Source organism: Caballeronia sp. (assembly GCF_028292365.1).
Lineage (GTDB): Bacteria > Pseudomonadota > Gammaproteobacteria > Burkholderiales > Burkholderiaceae > Caballeronia.
In genome coordinates this window covers 1-17,855 of record NZ_JAQGMM010000062.1, presented here as the reverse complement: position 1 = coordinate 17,855, position 17,855 = coordinate 1, and the positions used below count along the sequence as shown (strand labels likewise).

Annotated in this window: 13 protein-coding genes and 1 pseudogene; 3 read left to right on the top strand and 11 right to left on the bottom strand. The window is 60.7% G+C overall.

Going from position 1 to position 17,855, the window contains the following annotated elements; all coding sequences use genetic code 11:
- From JWR14_RS03705 to JWR14_RS03690, 4 genes and pseudogenes are all read right to left on the bottom strand, one after another.
- Positions 1 to 320: pseudogene (locus JWR14_RS03705) on the bottom strand (ATP-dependent DNA ligase); the annotation flags it as partial.
- Between the two features lie 2 nt (positions 321 to 322).
- The gene (locus JWR14_RS03700) at positions 323 to 1,408 is read right to left on the bottom strand and encodes a ligase-associated DNA damage response exonuclease (protein ID WP_299701529.1); all 1,086 of its coding nucleotides are present in this window, start codon (positions 1,406 to 1,408) and stop codon (positions 323 to 325) included.
- A 255-nt stretch (positions 1,409 to 1,663) separates the two neighbouring features.
- Positions 1,664 to 2,662 carry a 2-hydroxyacid dehydrogenase gene (locus JWR14_RS03695; RefSeq protein ID WP_299701526.1) on the bottom strand — a complete coding sequence of 333 codons (999 nt, stop codon included), beginning with the start codon at positions 2,660 to 2,662 and terminating at the stop codon, positions 1,664 to 1,666.
- A 31-nt stretch (positions 2,663 to 2,693) separates the two neighbouring features.
- Positions 2,694 to 3,674, bottom strand: a complete 981-nt coding sequence (locus JWR14_RS03690) for a LysR family transcriptional regulator (RefSeq protein ID WP_299701523.1) — start codon at positions 3,672 to 3,674, stop codon at positions 2,694 to 2,696.
- 579 nt (positions 3,675 to 4,253) lie between these two features.
- On the opposite strand from JWR14_RS03690, the gene aspT reads away from it, so the two are divergent.
- From aspT to JWR14_RS03675, 3 genes are all read left to right on the top strand, one after another.
- The gene (aspT, locus tag JWR14_RS03685) at positions 4,254 to 5,936 is read left to right on the top strand and encodes an aspartate-alanine antiporter (protein WP_299701520.1); all 1,683 of its coding nucleotides are present in this window, start codon (positions 4,254 to 4,256) and stop codon (positions 5,934 to 5,936) included.
- 118 nt (positions 5,937 to 6,054) lie between these two features.
- Positions 6,055 to 7,836, top strand: coding sequence for an aspartate-alanine antiporter family protein (locus tag JWR14_RS03680; RefSeq protein ID WP_299701517.1), 1,782 nt, complete (start codon positions 6,055 to 6,057; stop codon positions 7,834 to 7,836).
- A 116-nt stretch (positions 7,837 to 7,952) separates the two neighbouring features.
- Entirely contained in the window at positions 7,953 to 8,852 is a 900-nt protein-coding gene (locus tag JWR14_RS03675) for an aldo/keto reductase (protein WP_299701514.1), read from the top strand.
- A 21-nt stretch (positions 8,853 to 8,873) separates the two neighbouring features.
- Here the strand turns inward: JWR14_RS03675 and JWR14_RS03670 are convergent, their stop codons facing one another.
- The 7 genes from JWR14_RS03670 to fusA all read right to left on the bottom strand — a co-directional run.
- Positions 8,874 to 9,293 carry a hypothetical protein gene (locus JWR14_RS03670; RefSeq protein ID WP_299701511.1) on the bottom strand — a complete coding sequence of 140 codons (420 nt, stop codon included), beginning with the start codon at positions 9,291 to 9,293 and terminating at the stop codon, positions 8,874 to 8,876.
- A gap of 120 nt (positions 9,294 to 9,413) precedes the next feature.
- Complete coding sequence (locus tag JWR14_RS03665; RefSeq protein WP_299701508.1) at positions 9,414 to 11,486, bottom strand: ABC transporter ATP-binding protein; 2,073 nt, start codon at positions 11,484 to 11,486, stop codon at positions 9,414 to 9,416.
- Positions 11,483 to 12,346, bottom strand: a complete 864-nt coding sequence (locus JWR14_RS03660) for an ABC transporter permease (protein WP_299701505.1) — start codon at positions 12,344 to 12,346, stop codon at positions 11,483 to 11,485. The genes JWR14_RS03665 and JWR14_RS03660 overlap by 4 nt, the downstream gene beginning before the upstream one ends.
- Positions 12,343 to 13,374, bottom strand: coding sequence for an ABC transporter permease (locus JWR14_RS03655; RefSeq protein WP_299701502.1), 1,032 nt, complete (start codon positions 13,372 to 13,374; stop codon positions 12,343 to 12,345). Before JWR14_RS03655 ends, JWR14_RS03660 begins: the two co-directional genes overlap by 4 nt.
- 91 nt (positions 13,375 to 13,465) lie before the next feature.
- Positions 13,466 to 15,151 (bottom strand): ABC transporter substrate-binding protein, encoded by a 1,686-nt coding sequence (locus JWR14_RS03650; protein ID WP_299701499.1) that lies wholly within the window; start codon positions 15,149 to 15,151, stop codon positions 13,466 to 13,468.
- A 286-nt stretch (positions 15,152 to 15,437) separates the two neighbouring features.
- Positions 15,438 to 15,926: a cupin domain-containing protein gene (locus tag JWR14_RS03645; RefSeq protein ID WP_299701496.1), complete on the bottom strand. Its 489-nt coding sequence runs from the start codon at positions 15,924 to 15,926 to the stop codon at positions 15,438 to 15,440.
- Positions 15,927 to 16,071: 145 nt separating this feature from the next.
- On the bottom strand, positions 16,072 to 17,855 hold a 1,784-nt coding region (gene fusA / locus JWR14_RS03640), incomplete at its 5' end, for an elongation factor G (protein ID WP_299701493.1).

Genomic DNA, 17,855 nt, shown 5'->3' with positions numbered 1-17,855 from the left:
CCCTCGATCCATTGCGCGAGGCCGAGTTCGGATGTGCGCTGCGCGGGCGGCAGGATATGCGCGATGGTTTCGGCCAGATCGCCGACCGCCTGATACGACTCGTCGAAGAGCCATTCCGGCAAGCCGGCGCGCTCGCGGGCGAATTCGGTAAGAAGGCGGGTGGGCACCGATTGTCGAGGTTTGCCGCCGCTGAGAAAGTACGACGCCCACGCGGCGTCCTCGGGTTCGGCAGCCGAAAAATACGCGATTAGCGCCTCGAGTTTTTCTTTCGTCGACGTGGTGCCGTCCAGAGCGGTGTATAGCGCGGCGAAGCGTTTCATCGTTAGTCGGCCCCGGGCGGAGAAGGGGCTTCGACGGCTTGCTGCGCGGCCGGGCTCGCCGGGCCGCTTTCCGCCGCGTCGGCTTCTATTGCGTCATCGCCGTATTCGGTGGTGAACGCGCCCGCCTCCAGACCTTGTTCGCGCAGCCAGCGGACCATCGGTTCGATTTGTCCGTGCGTGACAATCACGCGTTGCGCGCCCGTTGCACCAATCGCTGTCTGCAAACCCGGCCAGTCGGCGTGATCGGACAGCACGAAACCGCGGTCCAGGCCGCGCCGCCGCCGGGTGCCACGCAGCCGCATCCAGCCCGACGCAAACGCGTCGCTATAGTCGCCAAAGCGACGCATCCACGGACTGCCTTGCGCCGACGGCGGCGCAATAATCAGTGCGCCCTTGAACGCGGTCTTGTCTTTCGCGGCAATGTCGCTGACTGGCCGCGTCGACGGCAGGTTCACGCCCGCTTGCGCATACGCCCGATTCAGCGGCTCCACGGCGCCATGGCAAAAGATCGGTCCTATGGCCGGATCGACTCCGGCAAGAATCCGCTGCGCCTTGCCGAACGAATAGCAGAACAACACGGAGGCCAGTCCTTCGGCCGCGTTGTGCCGCCACCACGAATTGATGCCGTCGAAGACCACGCGGGATGGTTCCCATCGATAAATCGGCAGGCCGAACGTGGATTCCGTAATGAACGTGTCGCAGCTAACCGTTTCGAACGGTGCGCAAGTGGGATCGGGCTCGACCTTGTAGTCGCCCGAGGCCACCCAGACCCGGCCCGCGTGTTCCACCCGCACTTGAGCAGAGCCGAGCACGTGGCCGGCCGGATGCAGCGACACGGAGACGCCGTTGATGACCAGGCGCTCGCCGTAGGGAACGCCTTGCAATGAGATGCCCGGCAGCCGCGACAGCAACACGCTGACACCCGGCGCAGCCGCGAGATAACTGGCGTGCCCGGCGCGGGCGTGATCTGCATGGGCGTGAGTAATGATTGCCCGGTCAACGGGACGCCACGGGTCGATATAGAAATCGCCCGGCGGGCAATAAAGGCCTTCCGGCCTCGCGACGATCAAGTCTTGCGATGCGTTCAACCGGTCCCCGCTTGGCGGAAAGATGCCGACAGTTAAAGACTGCGCCAGGACGGCTGGTGGGAATAACCACCGCGGCCGAAGTGGCATTGGTCTTTAGCAAATGGCATGCCGTCCGAAGGTAATCAAACCCAGTCTTCTTGTAAATATTAATTGTATGAAGAATACATGGGTTATCCAAAAAGCTGATTTATTGGGCGGGAAGTATAAAAACAACCCGCCAATAAACTTCGCAATTGGATCGTGCAGTGAGATTGTTCAGGGAAATACCTGATAGCGGGGAGAGCCATCAAACCAGGCTTTCACATTTCCGAGCGTGGTGATGGCGATCTCGGTGAGCGCTTCGCGTGTAAAGAACGCTTGATGAGAGGTAACGATAACATTTGGAAAGGACAACAGCCGAGCAAGCACATCGTCCTGCAGCATGTGATTCGAATGGTCTTCGAAAAAGAGTCCGCCCTCTTCCTCGTAGACGTCGAGGCCAAGATGGCCTAGTTGTCCGCTTTTCAACGCGCCGATGAGCGCGCGGCTGTCGATCAAACCGCCGCGGCCGGTATTAATCAGCATGGCGCCGTGTTTCATGCGGATGAGTGCGGCGGCGTCGATCAGATGATAGGTGGAGGGTAAAAGCGGGCAATGCAGACTGACAATGTCCGACTCAGCCAGAAGAGTATCGAGCGGAACATAACGCGCTCCGGCTTGCATAAGATCGGCTGCTGGCGTTCCTGGATCAAACGCCAGCAGCGTCATGCCGAAACCCGCCATGATGCGACCGAATACCCGCCCGATCACGCCTGTGCCAATAATGCCAAGCGTCTTGCCGTGCAGGTCGAAACCCAGCAGGCCGTTGAGCGAAAAATCACCGTCGCGAGTCCTGGCATAAGCGCGATGCAACTTGCGATTCAGCGTCAGGATCAGCCCGACGGCGTGCTCCGCCACTGCATGCGGAGAATAAGCCGGCACACGCACCACGCCGATTCCGAGCCTGATTGCCGCCGCGAGATCGACGTGATTAAAACCTGCCGAACGCAGCGCCACGAGCTGCGTGCCGCCCTCGCGAAGGGTTTCCAGGACAGTTTCGTCAAGGATGTCATTCACGAACGGGCATACCACCGCGCACCCGTGGGCAAGAATCGCCGTTTGCGCGTCAAGTTGTGATTCCTGGAACTGCAGAGAGTAACCAAACGCCGCATTTGCCTCAATGAAGACGTCGCGATCATATTGCCGGCTGCTGAAGACGATCATATGAGTTGGCATCTAATGTCCCCCTGCCAGCCAGATAAAAGAATCAGCTGGCGACTGCGCTCGCCGGAGGCACCATGGAAAGCCGCGCGAGAATGGTTTCCGGTTGCGGCAGTCCGACTTCTCCGCCCGGGCCCATATGTTCGAGCGTGTAGTCAATGAACGCGCGCGTCTTGGCCGGCAGATATTGCCTCCCCGGATAAACGATAGACACCTTCACGTCCGGATCATCAATAGCATAATCACCCAGTACCCGTACCAGTGAGCCGTTCTCCAGATCCGCCGCGACAATGCCTTCCGGAATGATCGAAATGCCCATGTGCGCGAGCGTTCCGAGTCGCACCATCAACGCGCTGTTAACAGTGTAGACAGGGGCGAGCGTGACCTGGTCGGCGCTGCCGTTGTTGCGATGCCGGAAGTGCCAGGTGGCGCTGCGCATTTCGCTGGGGAGCGCCACGAACGCGTGGTGCAGCAAATCGGCCGGCGTGCTGGGCGAGCCGTGCTCTTCCAGATAAGCGGGCGTGGCGACGGGAATCAGCGTGTTGGTGGCGACCGGGCGTTCTACCAATGCCGTGCTTGTCACCATGAATGCCGTGACAATACCGACATCAAATCCGTCTTCCACCAGATCCACATGACGCTCGGATAACGTGAGCCGCACATTCACTTTTGGATAAACCTGCCGGAAGCCGTCGATCAGCGGCGTCAGCGCCATGAGCGAAAGCGACCCGGATGCCACCACGCGTAATGTACCGCTGGGGTCGCCTTCGGTATGCGCCACCATTGACTCGAGGTGATCGAGTTCTTCAAGCAATGCGCGGCAGCCCTCGAGATAACGCGTGCCGGCTTCTGTAAGTGAGAGGTTACGAGTAGTACGATTGATTAACCGGGTGCGTAAATGCGCTTCCAGCATTGCAATTGCACGAGTAACAAGTGCGTTTGATACATCGAGTTGTTGTGCGGCTCGCCGAAAACTCTCGGTTTCCGACACCCGCACGAACACACGCATGGCATGAATTTGATTCATCGTCTCTTACCTCTCAGTGTCCAACACAGCCTGGAACCGTATTACGCATGACCGCGCATACGGAATTTTTTGATCGACGCCAAAAAACGTATTGACACCCATGCGGAATTGCAATATCTCGTTCATTTCTTGTTTGCATTCCGCATTAACCGCAAGACTTTCACATTTACTAATTCATTGCAATGAAAAATTACACTTCTCCAGATTTTGGAATGGATCGTCTGATTTATACAGATTCTTGTTTCAAGAGTTGTGTTACGTCATTCGACTTTGGATGCGATCGATAAATCACTTGTCTTATTGCATACAAACAGGCGGTCCGACTCGCCCAAGCACGATAAGCTCTGCCGGACATCGTCAATACAGATGTTTTATTGAGTGGGAAACGATCCCAGTTATGCTAAAAATGAAGTTGGGCGTTAAATTTATGCCATACCGACTAGACGACTGGCAAACTGACATCCAAGTAGATTGTTCAACGATTCCAGAATCACGATCATAATTAATCGAATCCTTAATTTAAGGCATTCAAAGCCGCTTGATAGTTGCATTCAGATAATCAATGGAGGCGATAATTTCATGATCTGGAACTTGCTGGCGAGCCAACCGGAAATCGCATTGTTTGCGAGTCTGGCACTTGGCTTTTTCATTGGTTCTTTCAAGTTCGGACCCATACAGCTCGGCGGGGTATGCGGCACCTTGATTGTGGCGCTGATTCTCGGGCAAAGCGGTGCGCGCCTTTCACCGGATCTGAAGAATATTGCTTTTGCCCTTTTTATCTTTGCGCTGGGCTTCACCGGCGGACCGCAATTCTTTGCGAATATCGGGCGCGGCTGGCGCTATGGCCTCTTATCCGTTGTTGAGCTCGTGGTGGTACTTGGGCTGGTGCTCGGGGCCGTCGCGCTCTTCAAGCTGGATCGCGGCACCGCGGCCGGTCTGCTTGCCGGCGCCGCGACGGAATCGGCCGTGGTCGGCACGGCGTCCGAGGCAATCGGCAAGCTGGCGCTGCCTGCTGCCGAGATTGCCCGGCTGCAGGCCAACATCGTCACTGCCTACAGCGTGAGTTACCTGTTCGGGCTCGTCACCATCGTGTTGTTCACCAGCCAGATCGCGCCGCTCATGCTGCGCGTCAATCTGCGCGATGAAGCTGAGCGCCTGTGGCGTGCGCTTGGCGGCGACAGCGCGCTGGCGGAGGGGCAACGGTTGGCGGCGCCGTCGCTCGTCGCGCGTGAAGTCCGCGTCACGAGTGCGGCGGAGCTGAGCATCAATACCCTCGAAAAACGCTATGGCAATGAGCTCACGGTGGCGCGCGTGGTGCGTGGCCGCTCAATCGTGAAAGCGCAGCCGAATCTCGTGTTGAAGATGGGGGACCGGATCGTGATCGGCGGGCGTCGCACGGCGCTCGTGGAGGCGCTGCCGTCCATTGGCGAGGAAGTCACCGGCAGCGATGTCGCCGACGTTTATGCCACCTCCCTCGACGTCATGCTCACGCGGCGCGAAGTGCATGGCCTGACGGTGGCGCAAGTGCGCGCCCGCGCGACGCCCGCCGATGGCCACGGCGTCTATATCTCAGCCGTCACGCGGTTGGACAGCACCATCCCCGCGTTGCCGGGGACGGAACTGCATCGCGGCGACGTACTGACCTTGATTGGCGCGGCCGATGACGTGCGTCGCGGCGCGGCGAAGCTCGGCTACGTGGTGCGCGCGACGCTGAAAACCGACTTCGTGTTTCTCGGTATCGGCGTGATTGCGGGGATTCTCGTAGGGCACCTGAGCGCGCGCGTCGGCGGCGTGCAGATCGCCCTGGGGACCGGCGGCGGCTGTTTGTTATCCGGGTTGCTGTTCGGCTGGATTCGCTCGCGCTATCCCGTGATCGGTTCGCTGCCTTCCGCAGCGGCGCAAGTGCTCAAGGATTTCGGACTGTGCACGTTTATCGCCGCGGTCGGGCTCGGGGCCGGCGCCGATGCGATCCGCCTGATCCGCGAGTACGGCGTTGCGCTGCCGCTGGCGGGCGTGGTCATCACGCTCGGCCCGGCGCTGGTGTCGCTGGCGGTCGGCCGCTGGCTGTTGAAACTCGAAGTGCCGATGCTGCTCGGCGCGATCGCCGGCCAGCAATGCAGCACGCCCGCGATCAGCGCGTTGGTGGGTGTGACGGGCAATGCAACGCCCGTGATCGGCTACACGATCACATATGCCTTGTCGAACGTCCTCCTGCCGCTGATGGGGCCGGTCATTGTCGGGCTCGCGGGGAAGGTGGGATGAACAGGTTCAAGTCGCAAAGAACCGGAGCAGGCGCGCGGAGAGACGCGTCAGTACCAGTACCAGCATAAATCTCGGATTCAGCAGGTCGTGCAGGGCATACGAAACTAGCGAGGGCACTATGGAATGGATACATCAGATTTTCACGAAGTCACCGGAGATTGCGCTGTTCCTGTCTCTGGCGGTGGGGTACTTCATCGGCCAGATCAACTTCGGCAAGTTCCAGCTTGGCGGTGTGGGCGGGTCGTTGCTGGCGGCGGTCGTTATCAGTCAGTTCGGTGTCCAGATCGATAACGGCGTCAAGTCCGTCATGTTCGCGATCTTCATCTATGCAGTCGGTTACGACTCGGGGCCGCAGTTTTTCAACTCGCTGTCGCGCAAGACCTTGCGTGAGATCGCGATGGCGGTGTTCCTTGCGGTATCGGCGCTGGTGACCGTGCTGGTGTGCGCGAAGCTGTTCGGCTTGAACAAGGGGATCGCGGCGGGATTGGCCGGCGGGGCGTTGACGCAGTCAGCGATCATCGGCACGGCTGGCGACGCCATCGCGCGGCTCGGGCTGCCGGTTGCGGAAACCAAGGCGCTCCAGGGCGATGTGGCGGTCGCTTATGCCGTGACGTACGTATTCGGATCCCTGGGCGCGATCATTGTGTGCGTGAATATCTTGCCGAAGTTCATGGGGCAGGGTTTAAAAGAGGCCGCAGCGGAAGCGGAGAAAACTTTGCTGGGCGGCGCGGTCGCGCATGGGGCCGGTCAGACGGCGGCGATGCCGGAGCTGGTCGGGCGCGCTTATCGCGTGACAGGCGGCAGCAGTGCGATAGCGCGAGTGGGTAGCACGGGTGGCGCCGATGCCGCGGGGCTGGCGATCACGCCCAGGTCAGGCGACGTGGGCGTGAGCGGTGCGGCGGGCCGGACAGTCGCCGAGATCGAGCTGGCCGAGTCCGACATGATCACGATCGAGCGAATCCGCCGGGCGGGCAAAGCGCTGGAGCCGCGGCCGGACGTGATGCTGCAAGTCGACGATATCGTGCTGGTCGTCGGCCGGCGTGAAGTGATGGTGACGGCGGCGTCTAACATTGGTGAAGAGGTGGCGGATACCGACGGCATCAGCGTCGTGATGCAGAACCGGCAGGGCGTGTTCACGCGCAAGGGCATGAATCACATGACGATTGCCGCGGTGCGCACGACCGTGGATCGCGACTTGCGCCACGGCGTATTCGTGCAGGAAATTCGCCGGGCGGACCAGCCGTTGCCGATCCTTCCCGAGACCCAGCTCGAACATGGCGATGTCATCACGTTCTACGGTTCGCCGCAGGATACGAAGCGTGCCGTGGATGCAGCGGGATATGAATTGCCGGCTACCAACAAGACCGATTTCATCTACATGGGCGTGGGGATTGTGCTCGGTTTGTTGATCGGATTGATCGTGGTGGACGTGGCCGGCGTGCCGTTGACGCTGGGCTCCGGCGGGGGCTGCTTGCTGGCCGGGCTGCTATTCGGCTGGATGCGGGGCAAGCATCCGATGTATGGCGTGATGCCATCGGCGGCGTCGCAACTGATGAAGGATTTCGGGCTCGCGGCGTTCGTGGCGGCGGTCGGCCTGAACTCCGGGTTGGCGGCCGTGGTCACGGTGAAGAACAGTGGCCTCACGATCTTCCTGCTGGGTGCGGTTGTCACAATATTGCCGCTCGTTCTCACGATGCTGTTCGGCAGATACGTGTTGAAATACACCAACGCAGCGCTTCTGGCGGGTGCCCTGACCGGCTCGCGTAGCGCGAATCCGGCGTTTGGCGGCGTGCTTGATAAGGCAGAGAGCGCGGTGCCGACGGTTCCATTCGCTATTACCTATGCGTTGGCGAATGTATTGCTGACACTGCTGGGTCCGCTAGTGGTGGGATTGGTCTGACGAAGGATGGGGTACACGTGATTACACTCACGTGTACCCAAGCGTGCACTCAAAAAAATTTGAACTGAGGCCTGGGGCTTGAGCCCAACCACATTCAGCCCAAAAGGGGAGTGCCCATGACGTCGCAGCAAAAAACCGTTCATCTTCCGACAGCAACCATGCATGGGACCGGAGTGAGCGCTAAAGCGCTAACTCCGGTCGACACAGGAGAGCAGATCCCCGCCTTGGGCCAGGGCACGTGGGAAATGGGCGATAGCGGCAGAACCCGCAACGCGGAAATCGCAGCGTTGAAAGCCGGTGTGGACCTGGGCATGACGGTGATCGATACCGCGGAAATGTACGGCGAAGGCGAGAGTGAAAAGCTGATCGCCGAAGCACTGAAAGACCGGCGTGACGAGCTTTTCATCGTCAGCAAGGTCTATCCGCATAACGGTAGCGAATCAGGCGTGAAGGCCGCGTGTGAACGAAGCCTCAAGCGGCTACAGACTGACCGCATCGATTTATATCTGCTGCATTGGCGCGGCGGCGAAGACCTGGAAGGGGTGATCGGCGGCTTCGAGGCCTTGAAAGCGCAGGGCAAGATACGTCACTGGGGCGTGAGCAATTTCGACACCGAGGACATGGTCGAACTCTTTGCGCTGGAAAACGGCAACCGCTGTGCGACCAACCAGATTCTGTATAACGTCGCACGACGCGGTCCCGAATTCGAACTCCTGCCGTGGATGCGCGAACGCAATATGCCGGCGATGGCATACAGCCCCGTCGATCACGCGCGCCTGCCGAAACAAAGCGTACTGAACGACATTGCGAAGTCGCGCGGTTTGTCGGCGACGCAAGTCGCGCTCGCGTGGGTCTTGCAACAACCGCAGGTCATCGCGATCCCGAAAGCGGGGACTATCGCTCATGTGATTGAGAACGCGGCTGCACGAGAGGTGAATTTGTCGGCGGAAGAACTGAGTCTTATCGACACCCAGTTCAAACCGCCGAAATCAAAACGCCCGCTGGAAATGCTTTAAAGCTTTAAAGCCTCAACGGGTCTACGTGCAGGCGTGATGCGAATGCACGGACCCAAGCACGGCGACTTCCGCCGGCGTGCGCTTGAGCGACGCTTCGTCGACTTGCTTTGCGTCCGCCAGGAATTCATCGACGAGGGTTGAGACCGGCGTATTGCTCAGGCACAGCGACACGCGCTGCGTTTCATTGGCCTTCAGTTGCGATCGCTGAGCCAGGAACAGCACGCCATATTGGTAACCGCGCACAATGCCGCGCACGGCGCCTACGCACTGGCCCTGTGCGGCGTTATCGGACTTCTGCGAACATTCCTGCGCGAGCGTATAGGCGGAGAAACTCGGATCGACCGGAGGCGGCTGAGTGGTTTGCTGCGCGTGGGCTACAGAGGCGCAGCCCAGCGCGGACAAAGCTGCAAACGCGAACGCCGCGGAGATGTTTCGCTTCATATTGTGATCCCTCATGTCGAACGTTGAACTCGATATGAGGGAACGAGCGTCAATTGGTTCCTTTAAGCCTGACTTAACCCCGACTTAACCCCGACTTAACGCTGACTTTAGCGCGCTGGTTCAGTCCGGCTTTTGCAAGCGCTTAAGCTCGGCAACGGGAATGTGGCATCGAATTCTGTGTCCATCGGCGGCGTGTGCATAGGGCGGTTCCTCCTGCTCGCAAATCGCTCCAATCTTGCGTGGACAGCGCGTATGAAACACGCATCCCGACGGCGGGTCCGCCGCGCTCGGCAATTCACCTGAAAGGCGGATGCGCTCGCGCGCCTGCGGTTCATCGCCAATCGCCGGAATCGACGACAACAACGCCTCGGTATAAGGATGATGCGGCCCGTCGAACACGTCCGTTGCGCGGCCGATCTCCATCAGCCGGCCGAGATACAGCACCGCAATACGATCGGATAGATAACGCACCACGTGCAGGTCATGCGAGATAAACACGTAACTCACGCCACGTTCGCGCTGCAGGTCGGCAAGCAGGTTCAGGATGGCGGCTTGCACGGAGACATCGAGGGCGGAGGTTGGCTCGTCGCAGACCACTACACGCGGATCGCCGGCGAACGCACGCGCTATCGCCACACGCTGTTTCAACCCGCCCGACAATTGCCGCGTGCGCGAGCTCAGGTAACGTTCGGGCAATCGCACGGCGGCGGTCAGCGATTGCAGTCGCGCTTCCTTCGCCGCCCCACGCAACGCGCCGAGTTTCGATAACGACCGTGCGATCAGCCGACGCACCGAATGCGCCCGGTTCAATGCTGAATCCGGATTCTGGAACACGATCTGCAGCGACTTGACCTGTTCGTCGTTCCGGTTTGTCACGCGCGCGGGCAGGGCGGCGCCGTCGAGTTCTATGGAGCCGCCTGCATCCGGCGAGAGCAATCCGAGCAACAGCTTCGCGAGCGTCGTCTTGCCGCTGCCGGACTCGCCGACAAGCCCGAGCGTTTCGCCCAGTGCAAGTTCCAGCGATACATCGTGCACTGCCCGCAGCGACTCCCCGCCGACATAAAACGTCTTCGATAAATTCTCCGCGCGCAACGCAACGGGCGCATCTGTCCGGTCGACAGCCGCGCTCAGGACCTCCGGCGTTGCCCGCGGCAATTCGATCGCACGTTCGTGATAGTGGCAGCGCGCCATCTGGTCGCCATGAGCGGCCGAGACCCGATACGGCGGCGGCGCGTCACGATGACAACGGTCATCGGCAAGCTTGCAGCGCTGTGCGTAGATGCATCCCTGCGTCACCGATCCCGGCAACGGCAGCGAACCGGGGATAGTGTCAAGCCGGCCCGTGTCCTTGCTTCGCCCCGTGGTCGGCAAACACCGCAGCAGGCCCACTGTGTAAGGATGCCGCGGCCGCGCGAATACATCGCGTGTGGTGCCTTCTTCCACCAGTTTTCCCGCGTACAGCACGCCAACGCGATCACACATCCGGCCGATCACCGCCAGGTTGTGGCTGATGAAAAGCACCGCTGTGCCAAGCTCTTCGCGCAGTTGCGCAATCAGGTCGAGCACCTCCGCTTCAACCGTGGCGTCGAGCCCCGTAGTGGGTTCGTCGAGGATCAGCAATGCCGGATTGCACGCAAGCGCCATCGCGATGACCACGCGCTGCTGCATGCCACCCGACAATTGATGCGGATAACTATCCATTACGCGCTCGGGCGACGAGATCCGCACACGCCGCAAGATGTCGATGGTGTGCTCCAGCGCTTCATTCACCGACGCACCTGCGAGTTCGAACGCTTCCGACACCTGCCGCGCGATGGTCAGCGATGGATTCAGCGCGCGGCCCGGGTCCTGATAAACCATCGATACCGCATTGGCGCGCATGTGCCGCAACGCGTCGGCGTTCATCGAAGCGATGTCGTGACCGGCGATTGAAATCTTCCCCGACTTCACGCGGCCGTTGCGTGGCAGATAACGCAATATGGCGAGTGCGGCCGTGGACTTGCCACAGCCGGATTCGCCAACCAGCCCATACGCCTCGCCGCGTTTAACCCGCAGCGAGATGTCCTGCAGCACCTCGCGGTCCCGTCCGCGCGAACGGTAGGCGACCGTCAGGCCGACAAGGGTGAGTGCGTCGGTTTCGGCGCTCTTCGATCCATCGAAGATGGGGAAAGCCGATGGCGGCGGTCCGTTCATCGTTCGAGCACTCCTTGTATGCCATCGGCAACGAGGTTCACGCCCACTACCAGCGAGGCGATGGCGGCCGCGTCGAACACGACGGTCCACCATGCGCCACCCGCCATCAGCGTGTAGCACTCGGACAGAGCGAGGCCCCAGTCGGCCGACGGCGGCTGAATGCCGAAGCCTAAGAACGAGAGCGTGGCGACCGCGAAAATGGCGTAACCGAGCCGCACGGTGGCTTCCACGATGATCGGCTGCAGCACGTTCGGCAGGATCTCCGCGAACATGATGTAGAACGCGTTTTCGCCGCGCAATTGCGCAGCCAGCACGTAATCGAGATTGCGCTCGGCGAACACGGCCGCGCGCACGGTGCGCGCGGTGATCGGAGTGAAGGTGATGCCGATCACCAGGATCACGGTGACATTGCTGGCGCCGACAGCCGCAAGCGCGAGCAGCGCAACGATCACCAAAGGCAGCGCCAGCACCGCGTCGATCAGCCGCCCGATCACGTTGTCCACCCATCCATCGAAATAACCAACGATCAAGCCAACCGCCGTCCCGGCTAGTGTTCCAAGCAGCGTTGCCAGCGGCGCGATGGTGAGAATGTCGCGAGCGCCGACGATCACGCGCGCGAACACATCGCGGCCGAGTTGATCGGTGCCGAACCAGTGCGTGGCGTCGGGCGGGGTGAGGGAGTTCAACGGATCGGACGCGTACGGGTCCTGCGGCACGACCCAATGGCCGATCAGCGCACACGCGACCCAGAACAGCAGGATCAGCACGCCGACCACGAACGTGGGCGAACGCAGCAGCGCTTTGCTGCGTTCAAAACGCGGCGCCTTGCGCGGCGCGGGAGCGACGGCTGCTGTGCTCATTGCGCGTTCCTCACCCGCAAGCGCGGATTCAACACGACATACAGCGCATCCGCAATCAGGTTGGCCGCCGTATAAATCACGCCGATGGTCAGCACGCCGGCTTCGAGCATCGGGAAGTCCTTGCCTTTGGCGGCGTTATAAATGAGTGAGCCAATGCCCTGATAGTGGAACAGCGTCTCCACGACCACGAGCCCGCCGATCATATAGCCGAGCTGCGTGGCGGCAACGGTGACGGTCGGCAGCAGTGCATTGCGCAGCACGTGCCGCATGATCACCACGCGGCGCGGCAGGCCCTTGAGGATCGCGGTGCGCGTGTAGTCGGCATCGAGTGCTTCAACGGTGCCGGCCCGCGCCATTCGTGCGATGTAACCGAAGAACACCAGCACCAGCGGCAACACCGGCAGGATCAGGTGTTTTAACTGGACCAGCACGTTCGATCCAGGCGGGAACGTTGCTTCAATCGGCAGCCATTGCAGCCAGATACCGAACACGAGAATCAGCACGATGGAGGAGACGAACTCCGGCACGACCGTCGCCGATAACCCCGCAATGCTGATCGTCCGGTCGATCCAGCGCCCTTCGTGAAGCGCGGAGTAAACGCCGCCGGCAATGCCGAGGGGCACGACGACGATAAACGCCAGCGCGCCGAGCTTGGCCGAGTTCAACAGCGCACTGCCGATGAAGGGCGCCACCGGCGCGCGATACGAATACGACTCGCCCATGTCGCCGCGCAGAAAATGAGTGATCCAGCCGGCATATTGCGTGAACAAAGGCCGGTCGACGCCCAGTTGATGATTGAGCGCGGCGACCGCGCGGGCGTCGGCCAGCGGCCCGAGGATTGCGCGGCCGACATCGCCGGGAAGCAACTGGCCGCCCGCGAACACGATCACCGACAACAGCCACAACGTGATGACCGCGAGCAGCAGCCTCACGCCTACGAACCGCGCAATGCGCGCGGCGCTTCCGGCGTTGCTGCGTGAGTTGATTTTCGGCGCACCCGGCGCGGCGGGAGGAGAGACCGTGTTCATGATCGGAGCGTCCTCGGGTCAGGCTTCATTCGGCAGTTTCAATGAGCAACCTTCATGAGCGCGAGACTCAAAGAGATTCAAAATGAACCGGCTACGCGCCGATAGTCGCGCGTTGGAAATACAACTGCGAAATCGCATTGAAGGCCACGCCTTTCACGTTCGCCCGCGTGACAATCAGCTGATCGTAGAAATAGGGAATCACAACCGGGGTTTCATCGAGCAACAGGGTCTGGATTTGGCCTGAGAGTTTTTTCTGCGATGCCACGTCGAGCGCCGCGACGAAATCCGCCACCAGCTTGTCGTATTGCGGATTCTTGAAATGCGCGGCGTTCCACGTACCTTCGCTGGTCAGCGGTGCGTTGAGAAACACGTTCGGCACACCGCGATGTCCGTAGTCCGTAATGCCGAGCGGTGAATCGAGCCAGTCCGACTTGCCATAGGTGCCCGCACCGTAATACAGCTCCTGGCTTTCCACCTTCAGCGTGATGCGGATGCCGACCGCCTTCGCTGCGTTCTGGATCACAACGGCGAGATCGGGAATCTCCATGTACTTCTCGGTCGTGAGCGTCACGTCGAAACCGTTCGGCACGCCTGCCGCCGCAAGCAATTGCTTCGCCTTCGCGACATCGAGCTTGCGTTGCGGCACGGAAAGATCGCTGGACGGAAACACCGGCGAGAACGGACTGTCGTTACCGAGCGCCGCGTGACCCTTGAACAGCCCCTTCACGATCACCTCGCGATTCACCGCCAGCGCCAATGCCTGGCGCACGCGTTTGTCCTTGAACGGACCGGTGTCGGTGCGCATGTGCATCTGCCGATGCGCGCTCGACTTCACGCCGAGCACCTTGAACTCGGGATTCGTCATCATGCTGAGGCCACCTTGCACGGTGAAGTCCCCCATCACATCGGCTTGCCGGCCTTGCAACGCGAGCAGTTCCGATTGTTCGTCGGCGTAGAACGCGAACGTCACCCGGTCGGGCAGCGCTTTCTCGCCCCAGTAATCCGGGTTGCGCACAAACGATGCGCCCACTTTCGGCGTGTACTTTTCAAACTTGAACGGCCCCGTGCCCGGGAACGACTTCTCGTACGTGCCGCTGAAATTCGCCGGCAGGATCACGGCGTTGTACGTGTCCGAGGAAACGTAATACGGGAAGTTGCCGTTCGGCGCGTCCAGATGGAACTCGACCGTCATGTCGTCCACAACCTTCACCGAGCCCTTCGACAACACGCCCTTGAGCACCGAGAGCGCGGCCGAACCGCTGCCCGGATCGGCGAGCCGGTTGAACGTTGCAGCGACGTCCTTCGCGGTCATCGGCTGGCCGTCGTGGAACTTGACGTTCGGGCGCAGCTTGAAGGTCCACACATCGCCCTTCTCGTTCGGCTTCCATGAGAGCGCGAGGGAAGGGCGGAGCACGAGCGCCTGACCGTCATCGTCGATGAGAAATTCGCCCGTCTGATTGATCAACGCGAGGCCGGCAGGGTCGGTGACGGTGAGCGGATCGACCTGGCCTGAAGGCGTCAGATGCGCCACGCGGATCGTGCCGCCCGGCTTGCCCGCAGGCGCTTGCGCGCGCGCGTGCGGCATGCCGATCAAACCACCGGCGGCCATCGATAAACCCAGCAAGCTCGCGTGCCGCAGCAACTCGCGTCGCGAGAGCCGGCCGGCCTTGAATTCATCGATGGCATGATTGCCGAGTTCTCCCGCCGATCCCCTCGCCTGTTCCAGTTCTGCTCGGAAGGGGAAAAGCGAGTCCAGATCGGTTGCGGTCTTTTTCATCGGGCTGTCCGGTTCAGGATTCGGTTGTTGTTTTGACTCGACGATACTGCACGCCCCGACCAAGGACGGTGGCAGCGACGGAATCGGAGGCGCTTTCAGCTTTCAGTTTAGCGGAGCAAATAGTGTTCCGATTCCCGGCGCACGTTTCGCGTGCCAATTAATTGCGCGTGCCGTGGGAGAGCCGCGACACTGCGGAAAAGCTTGCTGAAAACCTGCGCGCCACGCGCCAGGAGGGCGGTAGAAAATTCCGCGAATCGTGTGGTCGTGCCGCCGCGTTCAATTGCCGTCAATGCTGATGCGGATGTTTATGAATCGGATCGACCCAGAACACTTCCTCGGGCTCCTCCACCGCATCGATGTTCAGATTCACCACCACCGCTTCATTGTCGCTGCGCACGAGCACGCATTCCAGCGGTTCGTCGGTGAGTGCGTTGATCTCCTGATGCGGCACGTACGGTGGCACGAAGATGAAATCACCCGGTCCGGCTTCAGCGGTAAATTCCAGATGATTGCCCCACTTCATGCGCGCCTGTCCGCGCACGACGTAGATCACGCTCTCCAGCGCGCCGTGATGATGCGCACCGGTCTTCGCGTTCGGATGGATGGTTACCGTGCCGGCCCAGATTTTCTGCGCACCGACGCGTGCTGCGTTGATCGCCGCCGCGCGATTCATTCCCGGCGTCTGCGGGGTGTTGGTGTCGAGTTGATCGCCCTTGATCACCTTGACGCCGTTCTCGCGCCAGTCGGTGTGCTCGTGATTGTGATCGTCGCTCATTGTCTTCGTCTCCGCGTATCCATGGGAAAGCTGCCGTCAATTTACGCCACAGCCGCTCCGGCAAAAAGCAAAAGTCCGTTGCCGCCGGTAGGCAACAACGGACTTGGTTCAATCGTCCGGCTCGACTTGTCGAGCCGGACAACGCCTACTTGGACTTCGAATTCACGATAGCTTCCGCGACATTGTTCGGGGTCTCGGCATAGTGCTTGAACTCCATCGTGTACGTGGCGCGACCCTGAGTGAGCGAGCGCAGCGTGGTCGAGTAGCCGAACATTTCAGCCAGCGGCACCTCGGCGCGCACAATCTTGCCGCCGCCCCCCGCGATGTCTTCCATGCCCTGCACAAACCCCCGGCGTGAGGACAAATCGCCCATCACGTTGCCCATGAAATCCTCAGGCGTTTCCACTTCCACGGCCATCATCGGTTCGAGCAAGACCGGTTTGGCTTTCCTCATGCCGTCCTTGAACGCCATCGATCCAGCCATGCGGAACGCGTTTTCGTTCGAGTCCACGTCGTGGTACGAACCGAAGGTCAGCGTCACCTTCACGTCCACCACCGGGTACCCCGCCAGCACGCCGGCTTTCAGCGTTTCCTGAATACCCTTGTCGACCGCCGGAATGTATTCGCGCGGCACCACGCCGCCCTTGATGGCATCGACGAATTCATAGCCCGTACCCGGCTTTTGCGGTTCCAGCTTCAGCACCACGTGACCGTATTGACCGCGTCCGCCCGACTGCTTGACGAACTTGCCTTCAATATCTTCGACCGGAATGCGGATCGTCTCGCGATACGCAACCTGCGGTTTACCGACAGTCGCTTCGACGCCGAACTCGCGCCGCATCCGGTCCACCAGGATTTCCAGGTGCAACTCGCCCATGCCCGAAATGATCGTCTGGCCGGATTCCTCGTCGGTCTGCACGCGAAACGACGGGTCTTCCTGCGCAAGCCGGTTCAACGCAATACCCATTTTTTCCTGGTCGGGTTTCGTCTTCGGCTCGACTGCCTGGGAGATCACCGGTTCCGGGAAGATCATGCGTTCGAGAATGATCGGATGAGCCGGATCGCAGAGCGTGTCGCCTGTGGTCGCTTCCTTCAGGCCCACAGCCGCGGCAATATCGCCGGCGCGCACTTCCTTGATTTCCTGGCGCTCGTTCGCGTGCATCTGGAGAATCCGGCCAAGCCGTTCCTTCTTCTCCTTGATCGCGTTGTAGACCGTATCGCCGGAATTCACCACGCCCGAATACACCCGGAAGAAGATCAACTGGCCGACAAACGGGTCCGTCATGATCTTGAAGGCGAGCGCCGAGAACGGGTCTTCGTCGGTCGGATGACGTTCCGCGTGTTTGTCGTACTCGTCCACGCCCATGATGGCGGGCACGTCCGCCGGCGACGGCAAGTAGTCGATCACCGCGTCCAGCATGGCCTGCACGCCCTTGTTCTTGAACGCGCTGCCGCAGAACATGGGGACGATCTCGCTCCTGAGCGTGCGCGCGCGGATGGCTTCCTTGATTTCTTCTTCGCTGATCGGCTCACCGCCGATGTACTTGTCCATCAGCGCTTCATTTGCGTCCGCTGCGGCCTCGATCATCTTCTCGCGCCATTCTTCGGCGGTAGCGAGCAGGTTGTCGGGGATTTCCTGGTATTCGAACAACACGCCTTGGCTGGCTTCATCCCAGATGATCGCTTTCATCTTGACGAGGTCGATCACGCCCTGGAAGTGGTCCTCAGCGCCCACGGGAATCTGCATGGGCACGGCAACGCCCTTCAGGCGTTCACCAATCTGGCGCTGCACGCGGAAAAAGTCGGCGCCCACGCGGTCCATCTTGTTCACGAACGCAATGCGCGGAACCTTGTACTTATTGGCCTGACGCCACACGGTTTCGGATTGCGGCTGGACGCCGCCGACCGAGTCGTAGACCATGCAGGCGC

Coding starts and splice junctions, on each gene's coding strand:
- JWR14_RS03695 (WP_299701526.1), bottom strand. CDS start 2,662: ATGCCAACTCATATGATCGTCTTCAGCAGCCGGCAATATGATCGCGAC.
- JWR14_RS03690 (WP_299701523.1), bottom strand. CDS start 3,674: ATGAATCAAATTCATGCCATGCGTGTGTTCGTGCGGGTGTCGGAAACC.
- aspT (WP_299701520.1), top strand. CDS start 4,254: ATGATCTGGAACTTGCTGGCGAGCCAACCGGAAATCGCATTGTTTGCG.
- JWR14_RS03680 (WP_299701517.1), top strand. CDS start 6,055: ATGGAATGGATACATCAGATTTTCACGAAGTCACCGGAGATTGCGCTG.
- JWR14_RS03675 (WP_299701514.1), top strand. CDS start 7,953: ATGACGTCGCAGCAAAAAACCGTTCATCTTCCGACAGCAACCATGCAT.
- JWR14_RS03670 (WP_299701511.1), bottom strand. CDS start 9,293: ATGAAGCGAAACATCTCCGCGGCGTTCGCGTTTGCAGCTTTGTCCGCG.
- JWR14_RS03665 (WP_299701508.1), bottom strand. CDS start 11,486: ATGAACGGACCGCCGCCATCGGCTTTCCCCATCTTCGATGGATCGAAG.
- JWR14_RS03660 (WP_299701505.1), bottom strand. CDS start 12,346: ATGAGCACAGCAGCCGTCGCTCCCGCGCCGCGCAAGGCGCCGCGTTTT.
- JWR14_RS03655 (WP_299701502.1), bottom strand. CDS start 13,374: ATGAACACGGTCTCTCCTCCCGCCGCGCCGGGTGCGCCGAAAATCAAC.
- JWR14_RS03650 (WP_299701499.1), bottom strand. CDS start 15,151: ATGAAAAAGACCGCAACCGATCTGGACTCGCTTTTCCCCTTCCGAGCA.
- JWR14_RS03645 (WP_299701496.1), bottom strand. CDS start 15,926: ATGAGCGACGATCACAATCACGAGCACACCGACTGGCGCGAGAACGGC.